General features: G+C 37.0%; 21 protein-coding genes. 17 read left to right on the forward strand and 4 right to left on the reverse strand.

Going from position 1 to position 24,242, the window contains the following annotated elements; genetic code table 11:
- Positions 1-9: 9 nt before the first annotated feature.
- Entirely contained in the window at positions 10-1,179 is a 1,170-nt protein-coding gene (locus IGK82_RS05160; protein WP_016622264.1) for an NAD(P)-dependent malic enzyme, read from the reverse strand.
- 31 nt (positions 1,180-1,210) lie between these two features.
- The gene (locus IGK82_RS05165) at positions 1,211-2,536 is read right to left on the reverse strand and encodes a 2-hydroxycarboxylate transporter family protein (RefSeq protein WP_002357930.1); all 1,326 of its coding nucleotides are present in this window, start codon (positions 2,534-2,536) and stop codon (positions 1,211-1,213) included.
- Between the two features lie 147 nt (positions 2,537-2,683).
- Here IGK82_RS05165 and IGK82_RS05170 point away from each other — a divergent pair, with 147 nt between their 5' ends.
- From IGK82_RS05170 to IGK82_RS05180, 3 genes are all read left to right on the forward strand, one after another.
- Positions 2,684-4,234, forward strand: coding sequence for a Spo0B domain-containing protein (locus IGK82_RS05170; protein WP_002378211.1), 1,551 nt, complete (start codon positions 2,684-2,686; stop codon positions 4,232-4,234).
- Positions 4,215-4,907, forward strand: a complete 693-nt coding sequence (locus IGK82_RS05175) for a response regulator (RefSeq protein ID WP_002378212.1) — start codon at positions 4,215-4,217, stop codon at positions 4,905-4,907. Before IGK82_RS05170 ends, IGK82_RS05175 begins: the two co-directional genes overlap by 20 nt.
- 185 nt (positions 4,908-5,092) lie before the next feature.
- Positions 5,093-6,436, forward strand: coding sequence for an NADH peroxidase (locus IGK82_RS05180; RefSeq protein ID WP_010818344.1), 1,344 nt, complete (start codon positions 5,093-5,095; stop codon positions 6,434-6,436).
- 52 nt (positions 6,437-6,488) lie between these two features.
- Here the strand turns inward: IGK82_RS05180 and IGK82_RS05185 are convergent, their stop codons facing one another.
- Entirely contained in the window at positions 6,489-7,400 is a 912-nt protein-coding gene (locus tag IGK82_RS05185; protein ID WP_002397190.1) for an LCP family protein, read from the reverse strand.
- Positions 7,401-7,677: 277 nt separating this feature from the next.
- Between IGK82_RS05185 and alsS the strand changes: the two genes are divergently transcribed.
- From alsS to IGK82_RS05200, 3 genes are all read left to right on the forward strand, one after another.
- Positions 7,678-9,330: an acetolactate synthase AlsS gene (alsS, locus tag IGK82_RS05190; protein WP_002357923.1), complete on the forward strand. Its 1,653-nt coding sequence runs from the start codon at positions 7,678-7,680 to the stop codon at positions 9,328-9,330.
- Between the two features lie 11 nt (positions 9,331-9,341).
- A complete protein-coding gene (gene budA, locus IGK82_RS05195) occupies positions 9,342-10,046 on the forward strand; it encodes an acetolactate decarboxylase (protein WP_430605159.1) in 705 nt (234 codons plus the stop codon).
- A 157-nt stretch (positions 10,047-10,203) separates the two neighbouring features.
- A complete protein-coding gene (locus IGK82_RS05200; RefSeq protein WP_002357921.1) occupies positions 10,204-11,286 on the forward strand; it encodes a PA2928 family protein in 1,083 nt (360 codons plus the stop codon).
- A 113-nt stretch (positions 11,287-11,399) separates the two neighbouring features.
- On the opposite strand, the gene IGK82_RS05205 is transcribed toward IGK82_RS05200, so the two are convergent.
- Positions 11,400-12,161 (reverse strand): WxL domain-containing protein, encoded by a 762-nt coding sequence (locus IGK82_RS05205; RefSeq protein ID WP_002357920.1) that lies wholly within the window; start codon positions 12,159-12,161, stop codon positions 11,400-11,402.
- A 230-nt stretch (positions 12,162-12,391) separates the two neighbouring features.
- On the opposite strand from IGK82_RS05205, the gene IGK82_RS05210 reads away from it, so the two are divergent.
- The 11 genes from IGK82_RS05210 (at position 12,392) to IGK82_RS05260 (ending at position 23,970) form a co-directional block, all read left to right on the forward strand.
- Entirely contained in the window at positions 12,392-12,772 is a 381-nt protein-coding gene (locus IGK82_RS05210) for a hypothetical protein (RefSeq protein ID WP_002392180.1), read from the forward strand.
- 207 nt (positions 12,773-12,979) lie between these two features.
- A complete protein-coding gene (locus tag IGK82_RS05215) occupies positions 12,980-13,816 on the forward strand; it encodes an ABC transporter permease (RefSeq protein ID WP_002382189.1) in 837 nt (278 codons plus the stop codon).
- Complete coding sequence (locus IGK82_RS05220; RefSeq protein WP_002357916.1) at positions 13,809-14,588, forward strand: ABC transporter permease; 780 nt, start codon at positions 13,809-13,811, stop codon at positions 14,586-14,588. The genes IGK82_RS05215 and IGK82_RS05220 overlap by 8 nt, the downstream gene beginning before the upstream one ends.
- A 38-nt stretch (positions 14,589-14,626) precedes the next feature.
- Positions 14,627-15,667, forward strand: coding sequence for an ABC transporter ATP-binding protein (locus IGK82_RS05225; RefSeq protein WP_002413403.1), 1,041 nt, complete (start codon positions 14,627-14,629; stop codon positions 15,665-15,667).
- A gap of 26 nt (positions 15,668-15,693) precedes the next feature.
- Entirely contained in the window at positions 15,694-16,758 is a 1,065-nt protein-coding gene (locus IGK82_RS05230) for an ABC transporter substrate-binding protein (RefSeq protein ID WP_010819336.1), read from the forward strand.
- Entirely contained in the window at positions 16,734-18,518 is a 1,785-nt protein-coding gene (locus IGK82_RS05235; RefSeq protein ID WP_002384673.1) for an adenine deaminase, read from the forward strand. The genes IGK82_RS05230 and IGK82_RS05235 overlap by 25 nt, the downstream gene beginning before the upstream one ends.
- The gene (locus tag IGK82_RS05240) at positions 18,502-19,830 is read left to right on the forward strand and encodes an amidohydrolase (protein ID WP_016622263.1); all 1,329 of its coding nucleotides are present in this window, start codon (positions 18,502-18,504) and stop codon (positions 19,828-19,830) included. The genes IGK82_RS05235 and IGK82_RS05240 overlap by 17 nt, the downstream gene beginning before the upstream one ends.
- Positions 19,831-20,014: 184 nt before the next feature.
- Positions 20,015-20,905 (forward strand): helix-turn-helix domain-containing protein, encoded by an 891-nt coding sequence (locus IGK82_RS05245; protein ID WP_002385979.1) that lies wholly within the window; start codon positions 20,015-20,017, stop codon positions 20,903-20,905.
- 219 nt (positions 20,906-21,124) lie between these two features.
- A complete protein-coding gene (locus IGK82_RS05250) occupies positions 21,125-22,060 on the forward strand; it encodes an FAD:protein FMN transferase (RefSeq protein ID WP_010710168.1) in 936 nt (311 codons plus the stop codon).
- Between the two features lie 26 nt (positions 22,061-22,086).
- Positions 22,087-22,695, forward strand: coding sequence for an NADPH-dependent FMN reductase (locus tag IGK82_RS05255; RefSeq protein WP_002357907.1), 609 nt, complete (start codon positions 22,087-22,089; stop codon positions 22,693-22,695).
- A gap of 18 nt (positions 22,696-22,713) precedes the next feature.
- A complete protein-coding gene (locus IGK82_RS05260) occupies positions 22,714-23,970 on the forward strand; it encodes an NADPH-dependent oxidoreductase (RefSeq protein WP_002360528.1) in 1,257 nt (418 codons plus the stop codon).
- The last annotated feature ends 272 nt before the right edge of the window (positions 23,971-24,242 follow it).

A 24,242-nucleotide genomic window follows, 5' to 3' on the forward strand; every position in this document is an offset into this window, starting at 1 on the left:
TTTCTCTTTTTAATTTGTTTCTTTGACAGCGTTACGGACGCTTTCGGCGACGACTTTTGCGACTCCTTCTTGGAATGGATCGGGAATAATATTGGTCGGCGTGAGTTCATTATCGGGAATCAATTTTGCAATACCTTTGGCAGCGGCAATTTGCATTTCAATCGTAATCTTTTTCGCCCGAGCATCTAAGGCACCGCGGAAGATACCAGGGAAGGCTAACACATTATTAATTTGATTCGGAAAGTCACTACGACCAGTTCCGACAATATAAGCGCCTGCCGCTAAAGCTTCATCAGGAAAAATTTCAGGAACTGGGTTAGCCATTGCAAAAATAACTGGCTGCTCATTCATCTGTTGAATCCACTTAGGTTTTAAAACACCTGGTGCCGAAACACCAACAAAGACATCAGCGCCTTCAAGAGCAGTAGCTAAATCACCGGTACGGTGTTCCCGATTGGTTAGCTTCGCAATTTCTGCGTGGTGTGGTGGCAGAGCTGTATCTGTTTCGCTCAGAATCCCTGCACGGTCAACAATGATAATATGTTTTACACCAGCAGCTAAAAATTTTCTTGTGATCGAAAGACCAGCGGAGCCACCGCCGTTGATTACCACATGAATGTCCTCTATTTTCTTGTTGATTAATTTTAAGCTGTTGTACAAAGCCGCTAGAACAACAATCGCTGTCCCGTGTTGATCATCATGGAAAACGGGAATATCTAGTTCATCGATTAAACGCTGTTCAATTTCAAAACAACGAGGAGCGCTGATATCTTCCAAGTTAATTCCCCCAAAGGTTGGAGCCAAAAATTTCACCGTTTGAATAATTTCTTCGGTATCTTGTGTATCTAAAACAAGGGGAATCGAATCCACACCAGCAAAGCGTTTAAACAATGCAGCTTTTCCTTCCATGACAGGCATCGCTGCTTCAGGACCAATGTTACCTAAACCTAAAACTGCTGAACCATCACTAATAACGGCGACGGTGTTTTTCTTTGTCGTTAATTCGTAAGCGCGTTCTTTTTTTTCATGTATGGCAGAAGAAACAGCCGCAACACCTGGTGTGTAGGCAATTCCTAAATCTGCTTTTGTTTCAATCGGAACTTTAGGGCAGACTTCTAATTTCCCCCCAAATTTTTTTGCTTGCTCAATCGCTAATTCTTTTACATCTTTTGTTGACATATCATTTTCCTCCTAAATAATTCACTTATAGTTAAAAAAGCATTCTAAAAATAGCAGTCATTGTTATTACTGTAATGGCACCGCCTAAACGTGTCGCAACTTGTGCAAACGGCATTAAGTTCATTCGATTGGCTGTACTTAAAATAGCCACATCGCCAGTCCCACCCATACCACTCTGGCAAGCGGAGACAATGGCAGCCTCAACGGGATTCATATTCATGAAGCGTGAAACGAAAAATCCTGTAGCAATAACAGTGAAAACGACACTAATTACCACAACAAAATATTGCCAGCTAAGCATTCCTACGACATCTTTTAAAGGAATATATAACATACCTAAGCCGACCATTAACGGGAACGTAAAATTGCCAGAGATAAATTTATAAAGCTGTTTTGATCCGCGTTGGGTTTCTTTCGGTACTACGTTTAAGTATTTTAAAAAGGCTGCGACAACAATCATCAAAACAGGACCAGGAAAGCCTGTTAAGTGTTGTAATAAACCGCCTGTAATAAATAAGGTACACGCAATTAAAACACCAGCACCCATTAATTTTACATCAATTGGTGCTTTGTCTTCTTCTAAAGCATCACTTAAATCATCTGAATTAGTAATTTTGATCAACTGACCTTGTCCAGAAAGTTCAGGGCGTTTTTCTCCTAAACGACTAAGTAAACCAGAACACATAATAGCAAAAAAATTACCAATAATGGTTGCGGGAATTAATTGCCCCACTAATTGTTCACTTGGCAATCCAGTAATGGCACTATAACCAAGGGATAAAGGAAGAATGCCTTCACCAATTCCACCAGCTAAAACAGGAGTGACAATATAGAAAAGGCTATGTTTCCAACCGAGACCTAACAGTGTTCCAACAAGGGTCCCAACGCCCATTGCTAAAATCATTCCTAATGCCATCGGGACAATCATGCGCATTAAACCTTGGACTAAAATTTTGCGGTTCATTCCAAGGATACTTCCACAAACTAAACAAGCAATATAGAAATAGAGAAAGTTTGCTTGTTTCATTAAAATATCTGTTGAGTCTAAGACATTTTGGTTGAGTAAATTGAAAAAGACCATAATTGATGGTACTAATAAAGATAAAATTGCGGGACCGCCAAAATGTTTCAAAATAGGAATATTTCCACCAATTGTTCCAAGTAACCAACCCATTGTTAAAATTACGGCAAAACCACCTAACATATTGACTGGTAGTTGTTCTAATAGAGCCGTAACAAGAATAATGCTAGCTGTTACAAGATAAACAGGTAACGTAACCGAACCAATCCTCGTTTTGGTTAATTTGTTGCGCCAATCTGTTTCATTAGCAGCTGTTGCGTGCAATTTCTTTTCCATGCTATTTCCTCCTATAACTTTAATCTATATTCATCATAATGTAAACGTTTTCTCTGGAGTAGATTATTTAATTAATTTAACTAAAGAAAAGTTTTTTAACCAAATCTTCCTATGCTATACTTTATTTGAAGAGAAAAGAGGGATGGAATGAAGCGTGGCGGGAAATTATGGTGCTTCTTATCAGTGATTTTTATTGCAACATTAATTATTATGATTACTTTCTTTTACGGAGTAACGACGGTTCAAACAATTAAAGAAGTTCGTAAAAACCAAGAGCAAGCACTTTTAGCCGTCGGGGAACAGTTGGCTATTGAACCGAATGTTATTGAAGCCTTAAAGAATGATCACTATTCAGATGAATTGGAAGCGTATACGGTTCGTTTAGGTGAAATCCATCAGTTGGATTTTATCGTGATTATGAATATGCAGGGGATTCGTTTAACACATCCTGATCGCCAAAAAATAGGTAAGCATTTTGAAGGTGGCGATGAAGTGCGAGCATTAAAAGGGGAGGAACATTTGTCTGTTAGTCAAGGGAGTTTAGGAGAATCATTACGAGGTTTTGTCCCAGTCTATGATCAAGGAAAACAAATTGGGGTTGTGGCAATGGGCATTAAAATGACCTCGCTTTCACAATTGATTGAACGAACAAAAAATGATTACACAGTGAGTGTCCTTTTAAGTGTTGGTTTTGGCTTTATATTAGCCATCGTAGTTTCTTATTATTTAAAAAAACAACTTCACGATTTAGAGCCAAGAGAAATTGCTCGTCTATTAGAAGAGCGAAACGCCATGCTTGAGGAAACGAAAGACGCAATCCTTGTGATTGATACCGATCAAAATATTTTATTAGCAAATATTGAAGCAACTAAAATGTATCATAATATAACAAATAGTGAAGAAAATTTACTAGGAAAGAAACTTTCAGCATTGGTTTTATCTCCTGAAAAATTAATCGTACATTCAAAAACAGAGCAATTCTATCGCCAAAATGGCCAGGATTATTTCGTCTCAATCGCCCCGATTAATGTCCGTAAAAAAACAATTGGGCATGTTATCTTTCTGAAAAATGCGACGGAAACGTTTATTGTCGCAGAACAGCTTGTCAGCACAACAACATATGCTTCGGCATTACAAAGTCAATCACACGAATTTATGAATAAGATGCATGTCATTTATGGCTTAGTCGATTTAGAAGATTATGAGGCGCTAAAACATTATCTAGCCGATTTATTGAAACCAGAAAAGGAATTTGCACAGCGCTTAGCTATTTTGGTCAGAAATCCTATTCTAGCAGGTTTTTTAAGTGGGGAAAGAATCAAGTTTGCAGAAATTAAAACACAATTAGCTATTGAAATTTATCCAGAAATTCCACCAAATAAACGAGATGAAGATACGCAAAATTTGATTGCTATCTACCGTTATATTCATCGTTTCCTGATGGAGCAAACGTTGCCAGAAGAGATCATTGAAACCATTGATTATCAGCCAGGAAGTTTGACGACGACTTATTCGTTTGCTTATCCAAAAGAACAACTGGAACGCTTTGAGCAAGAGTTTTTCACTTCTTATTTGGCAAGATTATTAGAGAATGCGGAAGCGACATTGACTTGGGAAAACCAACAAAACAATTGGCTTGTCCTTCGCATAAATGTTCATTACGAAGGAGCAGAGGAAAATGAACCTATTGATTATTGAAGACGATCCTATGGTTGCATATATACATCAAAAATATCTTGAAAAATTAATTCACCAACCGACTATTTTTACGGTTGCAACAATTGCTGAAGGTCTACAATTAACGAAAGAAAAACAACCAGTACTTGTTTTATTAGACGTTCATTTAAAAGATGGCAACGGCTTGACCTATCTGGCAACAATTAGAGATGAAAAAATTGATACAGAAGTTATCCTGATTACGGCTGCCAACGAGTTGGAAAATGTTAAACGAAGCTTACATTTAGGCGTTTTAGACTATTTAGTTAAACCCTTTTCTTTTGAGCGATTTCAACAAAGTATCGAAAACTATCAGAAAAAAGCTGCTCAATTCACGCTGGAAACGAAGGAGCTTTCGCAAACAAAAGTGGACCAATTGTTTCATTCTTCACAGACAAACGCACGTAAAAATGAACAAGCTCTTCAAAACATGTCCTTAGAAAAAGGACTAACACAAGCAACATTACAATTATTGTTAAAAAAAATAGACGAATTTACCGACTATTTTACGATTCAAGAATTATCAGAAGCGAGTCAGCTTTCACATGTTTCTGTTCGCAAATATGTGTTGTTTCTAGAAAAAAATAACCTTTTAGAAAGTAAAAATAGCTATTTAAAAGTGGGGCGTCCCTATCAATCGTATCGGAGAATTTAGTATTTTTTATTTTTTAGTAAATAAAAAAAGTAATTGAAAAGTGGCGAAATACAGAGGATACTCCTTTTTATTCTCATTTAAAGAACTTAATTGAGAATGGAAAAGAGGATATTATTTGTTATTTTTTGAGAATATATGATATTCTTTATTATGTAAGAAATAATATTATATGGGAGGAACGAGCGATGAAAGTTATTGTTTTAGGATCATCACATGGAGGTTATGAAGCGGTAGAGGAATTACTAAATCTTCATCCTGATGCAGAAATTCAATGGTATGAGAAAGGTGATTTTATCTCATTCTTGTCTTGTGGCATGCAGTTGTACCTAGAAGGAAAAGTGAAAGATGTTAATTCTGTTCGCTATATGACTGGTGAAAAAATGGAGAGCCGTGGTGTAAATGTCTTTTCTAATACTGAAATTACAGCGATTCAACCAAAAGAACATCAAGTGACAGTGAAAGATTTAGTGTCAGGTGAAGAACGTGTTGAAAATTATGATAAATTAATCATCAGTCCCGGAGCTGTCCCATTTGAATTAGATATTCCAGGTAAAGATTTGGATAATATTTACTTGATGCGTGGTCGTCAATGGGCCATTAAATTAAAACAAAAAACAGTAGATCCAGAAGTCAATAATGTGGTTGTGATTGGTAGTGGTTATATTGGGATTGAAGCTGCCGAAGCATTTGCAAAAGCCGGCAAAAAGGTTACTGTTATTGATATTTTAGATCGTCCATTAGGGGTATATCTAGATAAAGAATTTACAGATGTTTTAACAGAAGAGATGGAAGCTAATAATATTGCCATTGCAACTGGTGAAACAGTTGAACGTTACGAAGGCGACGGTCGTGTGCAAAAAGTCGTTACAGATAAAAATGCGTACGATGCTGATTTGGTCGTTGTAGCGGTTGGTGTCCGTCCAAACACTGCTTGGTTAAAAGGTACCTTGGAATTACATCCGAATGGCCTAATCAAGACGGATGAATACATGCGGACAAGTGAGCCGGATGTATTTGCAGTAGGGGATGCTACGTTAATTAAATACAATCCTGCAGACACAGAAGTAAATATTGCCTTAGCAACGAATGCTCGTAAACAAGGTCGCTTTGCTGTGAAAAACCTAGAGGAACCAGTTAAACCTTTCCCTGGTGTTCAAGGATCTTCTGGCTTGGCCGTCTTTGATTATAAATTTGCTTCAACAGGGATTAACGAAGTCATGGCTCAAAAATTAGGAAAAGAAACAAAAGCGGTGACAGTAGTAGAAGACTACTTGATGGACTTTAATCCAGACAAACAAAAAGCTTGGTTTAAATTAGTGTATGATCCTGAAACAACACAAATTTTAGGCGCTCAATTAATGTCGAAAGCAGATTTAACTGCAAACATTAATGCTATTTCATTAGCGATTCAAGCCAAAATGACGATTGAAGACTTAGCCTATGCGGACTTCTTCTTCCAACCAGCGTTTGACAAACCTTGGAATATTATTAATACAGCGGCTTTAGAAGCGGTGAAACAAGAACGTTAATAGAAGAGAAAATAAAACCCATGAGTATTTATAGTACTCGTGAGTTTTATTTTTATTTTGTATTCAATTGATTTTTCAACTCTTGTTGGACACGAGTTAATTCTTGTTCATCCACACGTTGATAGGAAACACCATCTTGCATAAAACCAGTACCTTGAAGTTGGTCTTGTTTCACTTTACCAAAGGCACTGCGATAATCTAAGGCAATTTTTTTCATGTCATCAAAACTTAAATCTGTCTTCATATTATCAGAAACAGCTGTTAAAATTTGTTGATAGTTGCTCACGCTATTAAGACTTAAGACTTTTTGGACGATGCCTTCAATCACTTTTCTTTGACGTTCTTGGCGGCCGTAGTCACCATTAGGATCTTCGTAACGCATTCTTGAATAGGAGAGTGCTTGTTCACCATCCAATGAAATTTTACCAATCGTAAAATCATATCCGTCTTGAGAAAAAGTCAGATTATTGTTCACTTCGATTCCGCCAACCGCGTTGACTAATTCTTTTAAACCAGCCATATTAATTGAAACATAATGATTAATAGGTATGTTTAAATAGTTTTCAACTGTGTCCATTGCTAAAGATGCCCCGCCAAAAGCATAGGCGTGATTCAATTTATCTTGTTTTCCTTGACCTGGAATATCTACATAGGTATCGCGAGCAAGACTGACTAAGGTTGTTTGCTTGTCACGAGGATTAACTGTTGCAACAATTGTTGTATCCGAACGACCTTGCTCGACACGCCCATCATCGCCTGTATCGATCCCTAATAATAAAACAGAAAAAGGCTCCTTATTGTTTAAATTGACCTGACTTTTTTTAGATCGTTCTACTGTTTCATAGGTTTTATCCATTGATTTAGAAACATCCCAATAAAGTTTTGCTCCCATTCCAACAACTGCAAGAAATAGAACCAAGATAATTCCAAAGATAATGGCAAAAATTTTCTTCCCTTTTGACATATTTTTCCTCCAATAATTTATCACAGGTTGTGATTTTTTTCTTATAGGTTAATCTTACTAATTTTTAGTGAAGAAGTATATAATAATTGTTGAAAGACTATAAAACTTTAAGGTATTTTGCATTATTTTTGCTTAATCTTTTGAAATATCTCAATTCTATTAAAATATGCGAATTAGTATATTACACGTTTTCAAGGTGTTTCATTGTTGATTAATTAGAATTTTAGTGGTATTTTTGTATTTGTAATTAGTACAGATTTTAATCGGAGGTATAACAGTGAGTAAAAAAGGATCAGATATCATAGTAGAAAGTTTAATCAATCACGAAGTGCCCTATATTTTTGGGATTCCCGGTGCAAAAATTGATGGAGTTTTTGATGCATTAGTTGACAAAGGTCCAGAATTAATTTTAGCTCGACATGAACAAAATGCAGCCTTTATGGCACAAGGGATTGGTCGTTTGACGGGAGAGCCTGGCTTAGTTATTGCAACTAGTGGACCTGGTGCCAGCAATTTAGCAACTGGGTTAGTAACTGCGACTGCAGAAGGGGACCCTGTTTTAGCATTGGCTGGACAGGTGAAACGGTCCGATTTGTCAAAATTAACTCACCAAAGCATGAATAATGCTGCATTATTTAGTCCAATAACAAAATTCAGTACAGAAATTCAAGATCCAGAAACATTATCTGAAAATATTGCCAATGCTTACCGTATCGCCAAAACAGCGAAAAAAGGCGCAACATTCTTATCGATCCCACAAGATGTCACAGATAGTCCGGTGACAGGCGAAGCGATTAAGCCTTTGTCGGCTCCGAAACTGGGCCATGCATCAGCAGAAACAATCGCAGCTTTAGCTGAACGAATCAAGCAAGCGAAATTACCTGTTTTACTTTTAGGAATGCGGGCCTCTGCACGAAAAGTTACCGCAGCCATTCGTGAATTGGTTGCTATAACTGGTTTGCCAGTCGTGGAAACGTTCCAAGGAGCAGGCATTATTTCAAAAGAATTAGAAGAACATTTCTTTGGGCGTGTTGGTTTATTTCGAAACCAACCTGGGGACCGTTTGTTAAAAAGAAGTGATTTAGTGATTGCGATTGGTTATGACCCAATTGAATATGAGGCACGTAATTGGAACGCAGAAAAAGATGCGCGCGTTATTGTTATTGATGAAGTTCAAATGGAAATTGATCAATATATGCAACCGGAAGAAGAGCTAATTGGTGATATGTCTAAAAATATTTTGAAATTATCAGAAGCATTTAGTGAACCAATATTAACAGAAGATGCGCAAGATTATTTAGAAACGCTTCAAGAAAAATTAACGATTAAAGAAGTAAAAACAAGTACAATTGAAAATCGATTACATCCATTAGAAATTGTTCAAACGCTTCAAGAAAAAACTACGAATGAAATGACAGTTACTGTTGATGTAGGGAGCCACTACATTTGGATGGCTCGCCACTTTAGAAGTTATGAACCGCGTCATTTATTATTTAGTAACGGTATGCAAACATTAGGTGTCGCTTTGCCTTGGGCAATCTCAGCTGCACTAGTTCGTCCAAATACACAAATTATCTCTGTTTCTGGGGACGGCGGTTTCCTATTTTCAGCGCAAGAATTAGAAACCGCGGTTCGGTTAAAGCAAAATATCGTGCATATTATTTGGAATGATGGTAGTTATGATATGGTTAAATTCCAAGAAGAAATGAAATATAATCGATCCTCTGGCGTAGATTTTGGTCCAGTTGATTTTGTGAAATATGCTGAAGCTTTTGGAGCCAAAGGGGTTCGAGTACATTCACAAGCAGAATTTGCCGCAGCTTTAGAAGAAGGAATGCAAACAGAAGGCCCAGTGATTATTGATGTTCCTGTGGATTATTCAGATAATCAAGAATTAGGTAAAACATTGTTACCAGATCAACTTTATTAGGAGATGGAAAAATGAGCGAACAATATGTTTATCAACATGGTACGCTAGGCGGTTTAATGGAAAGTTTGATGGCAGGAACGGCAGAAATTGGTGCGTTACTCACGCAAGGTGATTTTGGAATTGGGACATTAGAAGGCTCAAATGGCGAAATTATTTTATTGGACGGTACATTGTATCATGCAAATCAAACTGGCGAAATTACTATTCTAGAAGGCGAAGAATTAACGCCATATGCCGCAGTTACTCGTTTTCAAGAAGATGGCGCATTCCCTGTATCAACGGAAACCGATGAAAATATTAAAGCACAAATTTTAGAAAAAATTAGTCCTAATTTTTTTGCGGCAATTAAAATTAGCGGTCTTTTTGCGAAGATGCATGTCCGTGTGGCACCTAAACAAGAAAAACCGTATCCACCATTTGTAGAAGCAGCACGCAATCAACCTGAATTTACAGCGGAGAATATTCAGGGAACAGTTGTAGGGTTCTTTACACCTAAATTATTTCATGGTGCCTCTGCCGCAGGGTTTCATTTGCACTTTATCAGTGAGGATCACCAATTTGGTGGGCACATTCTTGATTTTGGCATTAAACAAGGGACTGTTTCGTGGATGGAAACAGCAGAATTGCGACAGCATTTTCCAGTTCATGATGCTGATTATCGGAATAAAGAAATTGATATTGCAAAAGCTTTGTCCGCAATTGAAGAAGCGGAATAACTGAATAACAAGGTACATTTCTCTACGCCCATTCAAGTTGACCTAGTTAGTCAACTTGAATGGGCTTATTGCTGTTCGTCGCTTTTTGTTGTTATTTTTCAAAAAAAAATAGTATCCTTTTTATAATAAGCAAATAACAATTGGAAAGGATGGCGTAATGGACACACTTTATAGAAGTTGGCAATTATCTGGTTGGCTCTATCATGATATTTTTGTTATCATTGTAGCAATTATTTTTATAGTAATTAGTGGTATTTTGGTTATTTCCTTAATAAGAAGGCGGAGTACAAGGAGACTGGTTCCCTATGCGTTAATTTTATTGGTTTATCTTGCAGTGGTACATTTTGCTGGTTTAATCTTTTTCGGAATGTTTCGTTCAGTAACGATTGAAGAGAAAAGTGCGACGTTTTATTCTGAAAAAACGAAAGGCTTAACTTCTATAGAGCGAATGATTATTCCAAATGGACGAACGAATGGCATTAGCACCAGTAACTCATTGTTCCAAGTGATTTCTGTTAATAGTCAGACGGGCGAACGAATGTGGAGTAAACGTTTGGGTTGGCGTGATTATTTAATTGGTCAAACAGATCAATATGTGGTTTTGAATAATGCTGATAACGAGGCCATTTACTTACTCGATACAAAAACAGGGAAAAAACAGTTTTCTGAAGCAGATTTAGTGAAGAAATTCCCTGAATTAAAAGACTATTTAAGCTCTGATTTCGTTGATTATCGTTTTATGGATAATCGCTATCTCTATATTTATGGATTAAACAATCGATATTATCAATTAGATTTGAAAAATTGGCAGTTAAAACAAGACCCAACTTTCAAAGAAGTCTTTCAAACACAAGAAGCGCCTAAATGGACGGTAGATTCAAATGAGAGTCAAATTGGTCAAGAGCTGTCATCGGAAGAGCGTACAACAGTGCAAGGAAAACTAGAAGAGCAACTAATAGCACCAGTTTTATTAGGCAAGAAAGATGAAGCAAATTATTATGTTCTGTCATACAAGAAAAGACAAAGTAATCAAGCGATAGTTGGCTTATACAATTGGCAGAAAAAAACATACGAGTGGCAAACACCGTTGCTTTTAACTAAAGAAAATGTACCTATTGAAGCTTTTCAAGTAGAGGATGCGTTATTCATTAAAGTCCCGCGTTATTTATACAAAATTAACCTGAATAATGGTAATCAAGAGTATCAGTTTGATTACCGTTGGGGCCAAGTGATTCGTTAAACGAAAAGTGGTAAAGCATGCTTAGACAAATAGAAGGAGCAAATAGTCCTTATGATATAAAAAAACGCTTAGAAGAGTAGTGATTCCGCTAGTTTTCTAAGCGTTTCTTTATTTTATGCAGGTCCAGAGATTAAATTCCAGATAATCGAACCTGTATATGCGCCAGGAAATAATTGTGAAACAGGGGTTTGGATTGCAAGAGAAATATCGGTCATGCGGCCGCTCCACATGCCTTGTCCTTTTCTATCACCAGCGTTACTCATTAAAGTCGCACCGTTACCGATAATAATTGGGTTGGTCGGGAAGTCAGGTGCAGCAGGATCTTCTGAAAAATCCAGTCCATACATTGTATTTGTCATAAAGAAACGCCTTAACGTTTTGTCATAGCGAGCATAGCCGCCTGTTAATTGAAACGTAATGATGCCTAGTAAAGAATGAGCTTCGTTTCGCATGTGTGGGATTTCAGCAGTGACATGCCAACCAGTTAAGGCTCCGCGAACATCCCCCATCCCGAAGTGTCTCATTGTATGAGTATTGCCTTCAGAAGGTCGTATAGGAACTGCCGTTAAATCACCAGAAATCGCTTGGGTTTCAAAAGTAAATTCTTTCGGAATAAAGAGCAAGTCAAAACTAGTGTTAGGATTTTCTAAATCAGGATCAATGGCATCGTCAACCGATTCATCACCAGGCAGCCCTCCAAGTTCTAGTTCAACTGAAACAGGCGTTTTTCCAGAACGGGTGGCAAAAGAAACCGATGGGTCAAAACTAAAGAGACTGAATACTAGCAACAAGGCTGCAAGTGATTGATAAGTGAGTAGATTTTTTTGCTTCAAGAAAGTTCCTCCTTTAGGTGCTGATAATATAAGTATACGCAAAAGGAGCTGTTTTTATTTATCAGTAATTTACAGGGAATTCGAAAATATTGAGACAAATAGTTTTTAATATTAGTTGAGAAAGGTGAGTCGACAATTTTTACTTGTTGATTCTGTCTTTTTTGAGCACCATTCGTTATATCAAGCATGCTAAAATATAAAAGAAATCATCAAGTATTACTAATCAAAATGGAGAGGAGGAGAAAACTTTGAGTAAGTGTTTGGGGTTGTTGATGATTTTATTTGTATTATCTGGCTGTTCAGGAAGTAGGAATTCGCAACAGGAAGTCGTTATAGAAAAGTCTGCTAATAATGACAAAGCAAGACAATTTGTTGATCAAAAAAATCCGCATTTAGGAACGCAATTAGAAGCAGAATCTTATACTAAACAGGAAGCGATTGAATTTTTACAAAATGGTTTAGGGATACCGACGAATGACTCGGCGTTTCATTATACGTTTAAGCAGTCAAATAAAGGAAGTTATGTTGTTCAAATTATATCTGAAAAGAATAGTGTCTCAAAAGAGAATGAATTGTTCGGATATTATCAGGTGTATCAAGATGGTATTATAGTGAAAATGATGGAAAAGGATCAAACATTCCAAGAAAATTAAGTGATAAATAAAAAAGTTGACAAAAAACACAAACAGTCTTGTTTGTGTTTTTTTGTTTAATGTTCGTGTTTTATTTTTTAATAACCTTTTTCGAAAAAATATACGAACGTTCGGGTTTAAAAACGAACAAAAAGATGAAAATGTGTTGAAATATACGTTTTCCTTGCGTATACTGATGAAGTGAAAAAACGAACGAGGAGTGTACGAATGAACAAGAAAGTTCCTTATTTAATTGTGGCACCGGGGCTAGTACTATTATTATTTTTCTTAATGATTCCATTAATTACTAGCATTTTGCCAACCATTTTTACTGATCATGGCTTGACACTAAATCAGTATGTTACTTTTTTTAAAGATGACTATAATGTTTCAATTTTCTGGCGAACGATAAGAGTTTCGTTAATTGTGACGGGTATTTCAATCGTGTTGGGCATTCCAACGGCATACTTTATTGCTGGAGTTTCCAAAAAATGGCGTGGCTTTTTAATGGCTATGACCTTGTTTCCATTATTAACCAATTCAGTTATTCGAAGTTTTGCTTGGATTAACATTTTAGGAAAAAACGGTGTAGTGAATACGTTGTTATTAAAAACAGGCTTAATTGAGCAACCGCTGAATTTATTGTATACAGAATTTGCAATTATTATCGGTTCAGTGTATTTATTTTTACCAACAATGATTATGACCTTAGTTGGGGTTATGGAAAACATTGAAGGAGAAATGCTAGAAGCGGCTGAGACGCTAGGCGCCAATCCAATGACGGCTTTTCGGAAAATTGTTTTACCTTTATCAATTCCAGGCACCATTGTAGGAAGTATATTAGTGTTTACAGGAACTTTAACGGCTTATACGACGCCACAGCTGTTAGGTGGTAACCAAAAAATGATGATGTCGACCTTCTTATATCAAAAGGCTAATACTTTAGGTGATTGGCAATCGGCGAGTGTTCTTGCATTTATTATGATTTTAACAACATTAATTGTGATGAAAGGCCTAGACATGGTCGCTAAGAAAGTAGATCGGAGAGAAGCAAATCATGCGTAAGCAAAAAGGACTATCTGTTATTGCAATTCTAGTTTTTCTGTTTTTATTTTTACCATTATGTTTGATTGTGGTGACTTCTTTTGGAACAGCCGCAGCGATTCAATTTCCGATTAAAGGATTTACTTTAGATTGGTATGCCAAAGCATTACAATCGGAAACGTTTATGGACAGTTTTAAGTTAAGCTTGTTGATTGGGGTATTAGCGACTGTTTTAGCATTAATAGTAGGGATTCCGGCTTCCTATGCGCTGGCACGTTATTCCGTTCGCGGGCGCAACTTTATTAAAAGCTTTTTCTTATCCCCAACTGTGATTCCAGGAATTGTGGTCGGGTATACGTTATTTCAATATATTGTTATTAAATTAGGTTTGCCTGTCTTTCAAGGATTATTAATGGGGCATTTTTTAATTAGTTTGCCTTATATTATTCGAGTGGTTGGGTCAAGTATGGAACAACTAGATTATTCAATGGAAGAAGTAGCTTGGACATTAGGTTGTACAAGATTGCGAGCTTTTATTCAAATTGTTTTACCCAATGTGTCTTCAGGAATTTTTGCAGCCTTTATGTTAGCATTTGTCAATTCGTTTAACAATGTTCCTGTATCGATGTTTTTATCAGGTCCCGGTGTGACGATGCTGCCTACTTCTTTATTAAGTTATATGGAATACAATTATGATCCAACTGTTTCAGCAATTTCTGTATTGTTGATGCTACTAACAATGGGCTTAATGTTTTTAATTGAAAAAACGTTGGGACTAGCTTCCATTGCCTAAAACATGGAAGAAGCACGAGATAGAAAGAGGAGAAAATTTTGACTTTTGTGGATTTAAAAGATATTCGCGTCAGCTATGACGGAAAACAAGATATTTTAAAAGATTTAAATATTTCAATGGAAAAAGGAGAATTAGTTTCTTTATTAGGACCGAGTGGTTGTGGTAAAACGACTACGCTAAGAGTGATTGCTGGATTAATTAAGCCAAACGACGGACAGTTTTTCGTTGACCAAGAAGAACTAACAAAGGTTCCTGTCCATAAAAGAAACTTCGGGATGGTTTTTCAAAGCTATGCGTTATTTCCCCATTTAACGATTGCAGAAAATGTCGCTTTTGGGCTGAAATTACGCAAAGAAAACAAACAAACCATGGACCAAAAAGTCACGGAAATGCTAAAAGTATGTGGTTTAGAAAGCTTGGGCGACCGTTATCCAAAACAATTATCTGGTGGTCAAAGACAGCGGGTTGCGCTAGCACGTGCTCTGATTATCGAACCTAAACTATTACTACTAGATGAACCGTTGAGTAATTTAGATGCAAAATTGCGAGTGGCAATGCGGATTGAAATCAAACGGATTCAACAACAATTAGGCATTACGACAGTTTTTGTCACACATGACCAAGAAGAATGTTTTTCTATTTCAGATAAAGTGGCCATTATGAATAATGGCGTGATTGAACAATATGATTCACCAGAAACGATTTATCGTTTGCCTCGTACTAAGTTTGTTGCAGAATTTATCGGTTTTGAAAACTTTTTCTCTGTCGAAAAAATGGAAGCCGGTCATTATCGGACACAAACAAATCAAATAGTGAAAACGACTAATCCTGAACCAAATGTTACAACGACGGTGGCAACGATTCGTCCAGAGGACATTGAGATTGTTTCAGAAGCTGCTACTAATACTGTCGCAGGTACTGTCGCTGTCCGAACATTTTTAGGGAAAAGCTATCAATATGAAGTGGAAACAGCGTTAGGTACATTGCTGGTTAATGGAACAAGTGAACAGTTATATGAAACAAACGAAACCATTCACTTGGCTTTTCCAGCTGAGAAATTAGTTATTTTAGAAAAATAAAAACCATTTTGGAGGAAGATTTAAAAATGAAAAAACGCGTAATTTTAGGGACATTAGTCGCTGCAACGTTATTAATGACTGCTTGTGGAAACAGCGAAGCAACTACGAAAAGCGAGAGCAAAGGTGGAAGTAATGCTTTAGTCGTTTCAACTTTCGGATTAAGTGAAGATATTGTCAAAAAAGACATTATCGCTCCGTTTGAAAAAGAGAATGAAGCGAAAGTTACCTTAGAAGTAGGCAATAGCGCAGACCGCTTTACGAAATTAAAAAATAATCCCAATGCGGGAATTGATGTCATTGAATTAGCACAAGCAAATGCAGCACAAGGTGGAAAAGAAGGGTTATTTGAAAAAATTACAGAAAAAGAAGTACCTAATTTAAGTCAGTTAACGCCGGGAGCAAAAGAGGTTTTTGAAAGTGGTGCTGGCGTACCAATCGCTGTAAACAGTATCGGGATTGTTTACAACAAAGAAAAATTAGGCAAAGAAATTAAAAACTGGGATGACTTATGGTCAGCTGATTTGAAAGGTAAAATTTCTGTTCCAGACGTTGCCACGACGGCAGGTCCTTTAATGTTATACGTTGCTAGTGAACATGCTGGTCAAGATATTACAAAAGATAACGGGAAGGCCGCTTTTGAAGCGATGAAAGAATTAAAACCAAACGTTGTTAAAACGTATTCAAAATCGTCAGACTTAGCTAATATGTTCCAATCTGGTGAAATTGAAGCAGCTGTGGTTGCTGATTTTGCGGTTGATATTATTCAAGGCGCAGCAGAAAACGTGACGTATATCGTTCCAGAAAGCGGCACGTATGCCAACTATAATACAGTCAATATTCCTAAAAAAGCACAAAACAAAGAAACCGCCTTTAAATTTGTTAACGCACGGATTAGTGAAGAATCACAAAAGGCCAAAGCGATTTCGTTAAATGAAGGACCTACAAATCAACAAGTAACGTTAAGCGAAAAAGAAGCGAAAAATAAAACATATGGTGCCATTGCCGAACGTGCCAAAACAGTCGATTTTAATTTTATTAATAGTCAACTAGCGGATTGGATTGATCAATGGAATCGGACGATGAATCAATAGTTTTAGAAAAGAGGGACAAAATGAACGTCGATGTATTACTAAAAAATGTGTGGCTGTATCAAACAGTCACTCAAACATTCGTTCAACGAAATGTTGCGATTAAAAATGATAAATTTTATTACATTTATGAAGAAGAGAACGTCAATTTGCAGCCCAAAAAAACAATTAATGCCGAGAATCAATGGATGATTCCCGGCTTAATTGATGCACACATGCATATTGAAAGTTCCATGACGACACCTACTATTTTTTCCAAAGCAGTAGTGCGTTACGGTGTGACAACGGTGATTGCCGATGCCCATGAAATGGCTAACGTATTTGGCTTAGAAGGCTTAAAAGCTTTTATGGCCGCTGAAACAGAACTAGATATCTTTCACGCAATTCCTTCCTCGGTTCCTTCGACCACTCCCGAATTAGAAACAACTGGTGGGATTATCGGCTTAGCAGAAGTAGCAGAATTACTCAAAGAGCCAAAAGTGATTTGTTTAGGGGAAGCCATGAATTTTAAAGGGATTTCCTATGAGCCAGATTCTTTAATTCGTCAAATTATCGATTTGTGTCAAAAACAACGACCAACCATGCCTTTAGAAGGCCACTGTCCTAAAATCGAAGATCAAGAGTTAGCAGATTTTCTATATAGTGGTATCACTTCAGATCATACCCATCAATTTCCTAAAACGTTAAAAGAAAAAATTGAAGCGGGCGTCTTTATTCAATTTCAAAATAAATCAATCACTCCTGAAAACATTCAGGTGATAGTAGACAATGACTTCTACAATTATGCAAGTATTATCACGGATGACGTGATGGCTGATGATTTGCTAAAAGGTCATCTAAATGAAAATGTCAAAAAAGCCGTTCATGCAGGATTGCCTATCGAAAAAGCCATTTATATGGCAACTTATACGCCGGCCAAACGAATGGGTCTCCATGATCGTGGCGAAATTGCACCTGGTAAAAAAGCTGACTTTTTGTTATTAAATGACTTAGAAAGTTTTGATATTACTACGGTTTATAAATCTGGAAAGGTTGTTTTTGAAAAAGGCGAGCCCTTCCATTACCCAGAAAAAATCGAAGAGTTTCCAGCCACTTATCAACAAACCATCCAATGTAAAAAGTTAACAGAAGAAGATTTACTTTTAAAGGTGGCTACAACAAAAGAAACAGTTCGTTGTAATGTGATTCAAAAACAAGAAATTGGCACATTTACAGAGCGAATTACAAAAGAAATTCCTGTTGAAAATGGATTGTTACAATGGCAAAAAGCCAACTGTGCCTTGTTAATTGTGATGGAACGTTACGGAAAAAATGGTAATATTTCTTTTTCTTTAATGGATCAACCCCTTTCCGAGAAAGGAGCCATTGCGACAACCTGGGCCCATGATCATCATAATTTAATGGTGATGGGTAATACGATTGAGGATATTCTGTTAGCGCAGAATGAATTATTAGCGATGCAAGGCGGCTATTTGGTTGCTTCGGATCAGCAAGTGATGGCAACTTGTCCTTTACCAATTGGTGGGATTTTATCGCAAGCACCGATTGAACAATTAGGCGCTTCTTTACAAAAAGTTCGACAAGCTATGCAAGCGTTAGGCTATCAAAATATGAATGAAATCATGTCCTTTTCCACACTATCATTGCCTGTCTCGCCAGCCATTAAAGTGACAGATTTTGGGATGATGGATACGAAGTCACAACGTTTCTATCCATTAGTTTTTCCAGAGGATGGAGTTCTTTTGCATGAAAACACTCATTAAAAATGTGCATATACTAACAATGGATGAGCAATTTTCAGAAATCAAAGCCGGCTATTTAGTGATTGAAGAAGACACAATTGTGGAATTAGCATCAATGACCACACTTGATGAAAAGCGAGTGGCTGCAAATCAAGTAATCGATGGTCAAAATGGAATTTTAATGCCTGGGATGATTAACACGCATACCCATGTAGGCATGATTCCGTTTCGTTCGTTAGGAGACGATGTGCCAGATCGACTCCGGCGTTTTCTTTTTCCATTAGAACAATTCATGACAAAAGAATTAGTAGGATGCAGTAGTGATTATGCAATTGCTGAAATGTTACTGAGTGGTATTACGAGCTTTTGTGATATGTATTATTTTGAAGATGAAATTGCTAAAAGTTGTGAAAAAATGAGTGTTCGTGCTTTGCTCGGAGAGACGATTATTGATATGCCCACTTGTGATAGTCCGGAACCTTCAGGCGGTCTTTTTTACGCGGAAACCTTTATTCGCAAGTGGCAAGGACATCCGTTGATTACGCCTATGCTTGCGCCGCATGCACCGAATACCAATTCACCAGAAGTGTTAGCAAAAATTATTGAACTTAGTCGGCGATACCAAGTTCCTGTGACCATGCACGTTGCTGAAATGACTTATGAAATGGCTGAGTTTGAAAAAGCCTATCAAAAAACACCAATTGCTTTCTTAGAAGAACTGGGTTATTTGAGCGAGCCGTTTATTTTAGCGCATTGTATTTTGGCAACAGATGAAGATCTTGCGAGTTTAGCTGCTACTAATGGAAAAGCGCGTGTCGCTCATTGTATCGGTGCGAATACTAAATCAGCCAAAGGCGTAGCGCCAATTAAGCAAATGCTTGATCAAGGGATTATTGTCGGTTTAGGCACGGATGGACCTAGTAGTGGGAATACATTAGATTTATTCACCCAAATGCGCATGGTTGCGAATTTTCATAAGACAGCACACCAAGATCGCTCCTTGTTTCCTGCGAAAGAAATTGTTTATCTGGCAACGATGGGGGGCGCTAAAACATTAGGTTTGGCGGAGCAAGTCGGCTCATTGGAAGTGGGCAAAAAAGCGGATATAACATTAATTGAAACGCAATCAGTTAATATGTTTCCGATTTTTGATGCCTATTCAGCGTTGGTTTATTCAGCAAATGCTAGCAATGTTGAAGCCGTTTGGGTGAACGGTCAACAGTTAGTTGCCAATAAAGAATTACAACAAGCTAATCTCAAAGAAATCAAGGAAAAATTATATCAGGCCATGAATACGTTTGTGAAAGAAGCTAAAAAAAGAGCTGCTCTCTAAACAAAGCAAGTATGACGTATCGGATTGATTAAATAACGCTGAATTGACGTTTAGTGATTCAGGTTCTAATAGAGCTCAGACAAACTTTTAATGAAAGAGTTGTCTGTGTTCTTTTTTGTTATAAACATTTTTCTTTTTCTATATATATTTTTAAGGTAAGTTGTATTATAGTAAGTTTGAGAAGATGAGAATGAGAGGAAAAGCAATGAATATACAACGGTTTATAGAAAAACGCAAAGCACGTGGTTTGTCGCAAAGTGAATTGGCTAAAGGGATTTGTACGCAAGTTACGGTTAGTCGCTTTGAAAAGAATGGTCAAGTCCCAACTTTAAAAATATTGATCCAACTATGTAATCGTTTAGAGCTACCTTTGGGGGAACTCTTCCCGCGCGTAGGGATTAAACAACCTGAAATTCTTGAAAAAATGGAAGAAGCAGAATTCTTCTTGATTACCAGCGAACATGACCAATTGCAAACAATTTTAAAAAATATTCCTTTTGATGAAATCAAAGATTCCCAACTGTTATTAGAATATTATTATTTACAAGGCTTTGTCATGATTTTTCAAAATGCTTCGTTGATGGATTGCTTATTTACCTTTGAAAAACTTCTGTTTGAAGAGCAAAAATACACGAGCGATATTTACCGTTTGTTAGCTTTTACTGGAATTGGCATGGCCTATGCCAAAGAAGGCGAAATTGAGAAAGCCGAATTTTATTTCAATAAGGTCTTCAAGGAAATTTATCTCTATACTATTCAATCAATGGAAGATACTTGGCGAGTATTAAATGTTGTCTTTCACTGTGGTGTTTTTTATGCAGAAAAAGGCGATTTAGAAACAAGTGATGCTTTGTTAGAGTATGCGATTTCCATCTGTTCTGATAATCACGTCACGTATTACTTGGCAAGAGCAGCTTTCCAACTTGCGAAAAATGCCTTAGCTGAAGAAAAGCCGCAAGAGCAAATTTTAGAACTACTACAAGATGCCCGCGCGTATGCAAAAATCAATAAAAACCGCATCTTGTTGGAAGCAATTCAAACATTGAAAGAAACAATTTTATCTAAGGAGAATTAGTTTATATAGAAAATTATATATTTATTTTAAAAATATAATAAAAAAAGCGTTTTTTAAAAGAGTTAAAGACACGTTACGACCTTAAATGAAAATTTTAAGGTCGTTATTTTATATAAAAAAATATATAAATGACTTGACTGGCATCAAATAAAGGCGTATGATTCATTTGTAAATAAATGTGAAATAAAACACAATCTTTCGTGGAGAGGAAGTCTTGAGGTGCAACAAAGTCAAACTATTTATTTGATGGGCACAGTAATAGATGTATTTGTAGACCATGAAGAACCCGAAAAAATTCTAGAAGAAGTGCATCAACGATTGATCACTTATGAACAACGTTTTAGTGCAAATGATTCAACTTCGGAACTGATGGCTGTCAATCAACAAGCTGGGCAAAAACCAGTCAGCGTTCATCCAGAGTTGTATCAATTAATTGCATTAGGGAAAAAACATAGTTGTGATCCAGCTAGTCATTTGAATGTTACCATTGGCCCGTTAGTTCAAACATGGCGAATCGGTTTTAAAGATGCCCGTGTCCCGTCAGAAAAGGAGATTAAAGCCTGTTTGAAAAAAATTAATCCAGAAAAGATTCACTTAAATCCATTAAAACAAACGGTTTTTTTGGAAGAAGAAGGAATGAAATTAGATCTGGGGGCTTTAGCAAAAGGCTATATCGCTGATTTACTAATTGCCTATTTGAAAGAAGTCCATGTGACGTCTGCTTTGATTAATCTGGGCGGCAATATTGTGACATTGGGGCCCTCTACGCATCAAAACAAAAAATGGCGAATTGGTATTCGCAATCCGCAAAAATCCAGAGAAACAATCAGCTTACTTGTCGAAGTGGCTAATCAATCGGTTGTGACGTCGGGCATTTATGAAAGAAGTTTAACCGAAGCTGGGCGAGTCTATCACCATTTGTTGGATCCGACAACCGGATACCCATTGGAAACTGAAATGGCCAGCATCACAATTATCTCGGATGCTTCAGTGGATGGTGAGATTTGGACAACGCGTTTATTTGGTTATCCAATTCCAGAAGCGCTTGAAATCCTCAATCAACTAGATGGGATTGAAGGAGTCATCATTACACAAGACCAGCAAATTTTATATAGCAGCGGGTTAGCAGATACTCTTCACATTATCCATTCATAGAACCGAAAAAGAAAGGACAGCTCATTATGAAAAAAATTATCGGCTTAGTAGGAACGAACTCAGAGCAATCAACCAATCGTCAACTTTTGCAATTTATGCAACACTATTTTGCGCAGGAGGCTGACATTGAACTAGTTGAAATTGTTGACTTTCCTATGTTTAACAAGCCAGAAGACAAAGTTTTGCCAGAAATAGTTAAAACGGTTGCTGAAAAAATTGAAGCAGCAGATGGCGTCATTATCAGTACGCCTGAATATGACCATGCGGTGCCGGCTTCTTTGATGAATGCCCTAAGTTGGTTATCTTACGGGATTTTTCCGTTTGTTGATAAACCAGTTATGATTACTGGTGCATCCTATGGCACGTTAGGTTCCTCTAGAGCACAAGCGCATCTGCGTCAAATTTTAGATGCTCCTGAATTGAAAGCACGAATTATGCCAAGCTCTGAATTTCTATTAGCGCATTCCTTACAAGCTTTTGATGAAAACAATGCGTTAAAAGATTCAGAACAAATAGATAAACTAGCTGGTTTGTTTGCAGATTTTTGTGTATTTATTGAAATTACAGAACAGCTGAAACATGCGCATGCGCAAAATAAAAAAGAAGCAGAAAATTTCTCATGGGAAACGATTTAACGAAATGGAGTGAATAAAATGAAATTAATTGGGATCGTCGGATCAAATGCTGATTCTTCTTATAATCGGTTACTACTGCAATATATTGGCAAAGAGTTTTATAAAATGTTCGACTTGGAAATTTTAGAAATTAAAGATATTCCAATGTTTAATCAAAGTAAGGATCAAACGAACAGTGTCTTGATTCAGAATATGAATCGCAAAATTTTACAAGCAGACGGCGTAATTATTGCGACGCCCGAACATAACCATACCATTCCTGCCGGTTTGAAAAGTGTGTTAGAATGGTTATCTTTCAAAATTCATCCGCTGGAAAATAAACCAGTAATGATTGTTGGTTGCTCTTATTATGATCAAGGAACCTCGCGTGCGCAATTACATCTCCGTCAAATTCTTGATGCACCTGGTGTCAATGCAATCGTGATGCCTGGAAACGAGTTTTTATTAGGAAAAGCGAAAGAAGCATTTGATGAAAACGGCAACTTAATTGCGGAGGGAACACGTCAATTTTTAGAAAGCACATTACAAAAATTCGTGGAATTCATTGATGTGATTTCAAAATTAGAAGGGGCTAAGCCAAAAGACTTACCTGAGGATTTACATGCAAAAGGAACCATTGAAACAACGATCGAAGGGGTTGATATGGCAGCAGATGATTGGGTAGAACAAGCAGCAGAAGCGGTTCAGGCTGTGGAAGGCGACACATACGTAAAATTAGATCGAGGCATTTTAACCGTAGATCAGCTAAATTATTTCTTAAAATCAATGCCAATGGAATTGACTTACGCAGACAGTAATAATCAATTTTTATATTACAATAAAAAAATGGCTGCTGAAGAAATGTTTGCTAAACGGCAACCAGGACAAGTTGGTAATCCATTAGCGAATTGCCATCCGCCAAAAGCATTGAAAAATGTAGAATGGGTGATTCAACAATTACGGTCAGGAAAAACAGATGCTATTCGCGTTCATGTTCCAATGCACGGACCAGATACCTATGTAGTGCATAACTATCAAGCGATGTATGATGATAATGGAAATTACGCGGGAATTAATGAGTATATTTTAGACTTTAAACCAATTGTTGATTGGTATTTAAAACAAACAGGGCAAGAATTAGTCGGTGGAAAAAACGTCGATGCAGTCAGTGGTGCCTCCAAAAAAGAAGCACCAGAAACGGCAGATAGTGTCTCAAGTGCATCAGTCCATGAAGAAGAGTCAGCGACCGAAAAGCCAACAGTTGACAGCGTTTCTAGCGCTTCAATTAAAGAGTAAAATAACAGCAAAAAATAGCGGCAACAAGTAGTCATACTGTATTCAGATTAGCAATGCCAAATGAGGACTTTTATTGACAGAAGCTGATACTTAAAAGAGTAAGAACTTTATAGGAAGATAGTATAGAAGACGAACCAAAAGTTTCAATCATTTTTGACGAATAGGCTAGAAAAGAAACAGAAAATTAGTCAAACAAATCAGCTTTTCTTTAAATTTAAAGTAAAAAAATAACAAAAAAAGCCTCCTTGGTGACGCAAGGGGGCTTTTTTTGG

The organism is Enterococcus sp. AZ197 (assembly GCF_050556405.1).
Classification (GTDB): Bacteria; Bacillota; Bacilli; order Lactobacillales; family Enterococcaceae; genus Enterococcus; species Enterococcus faecalis.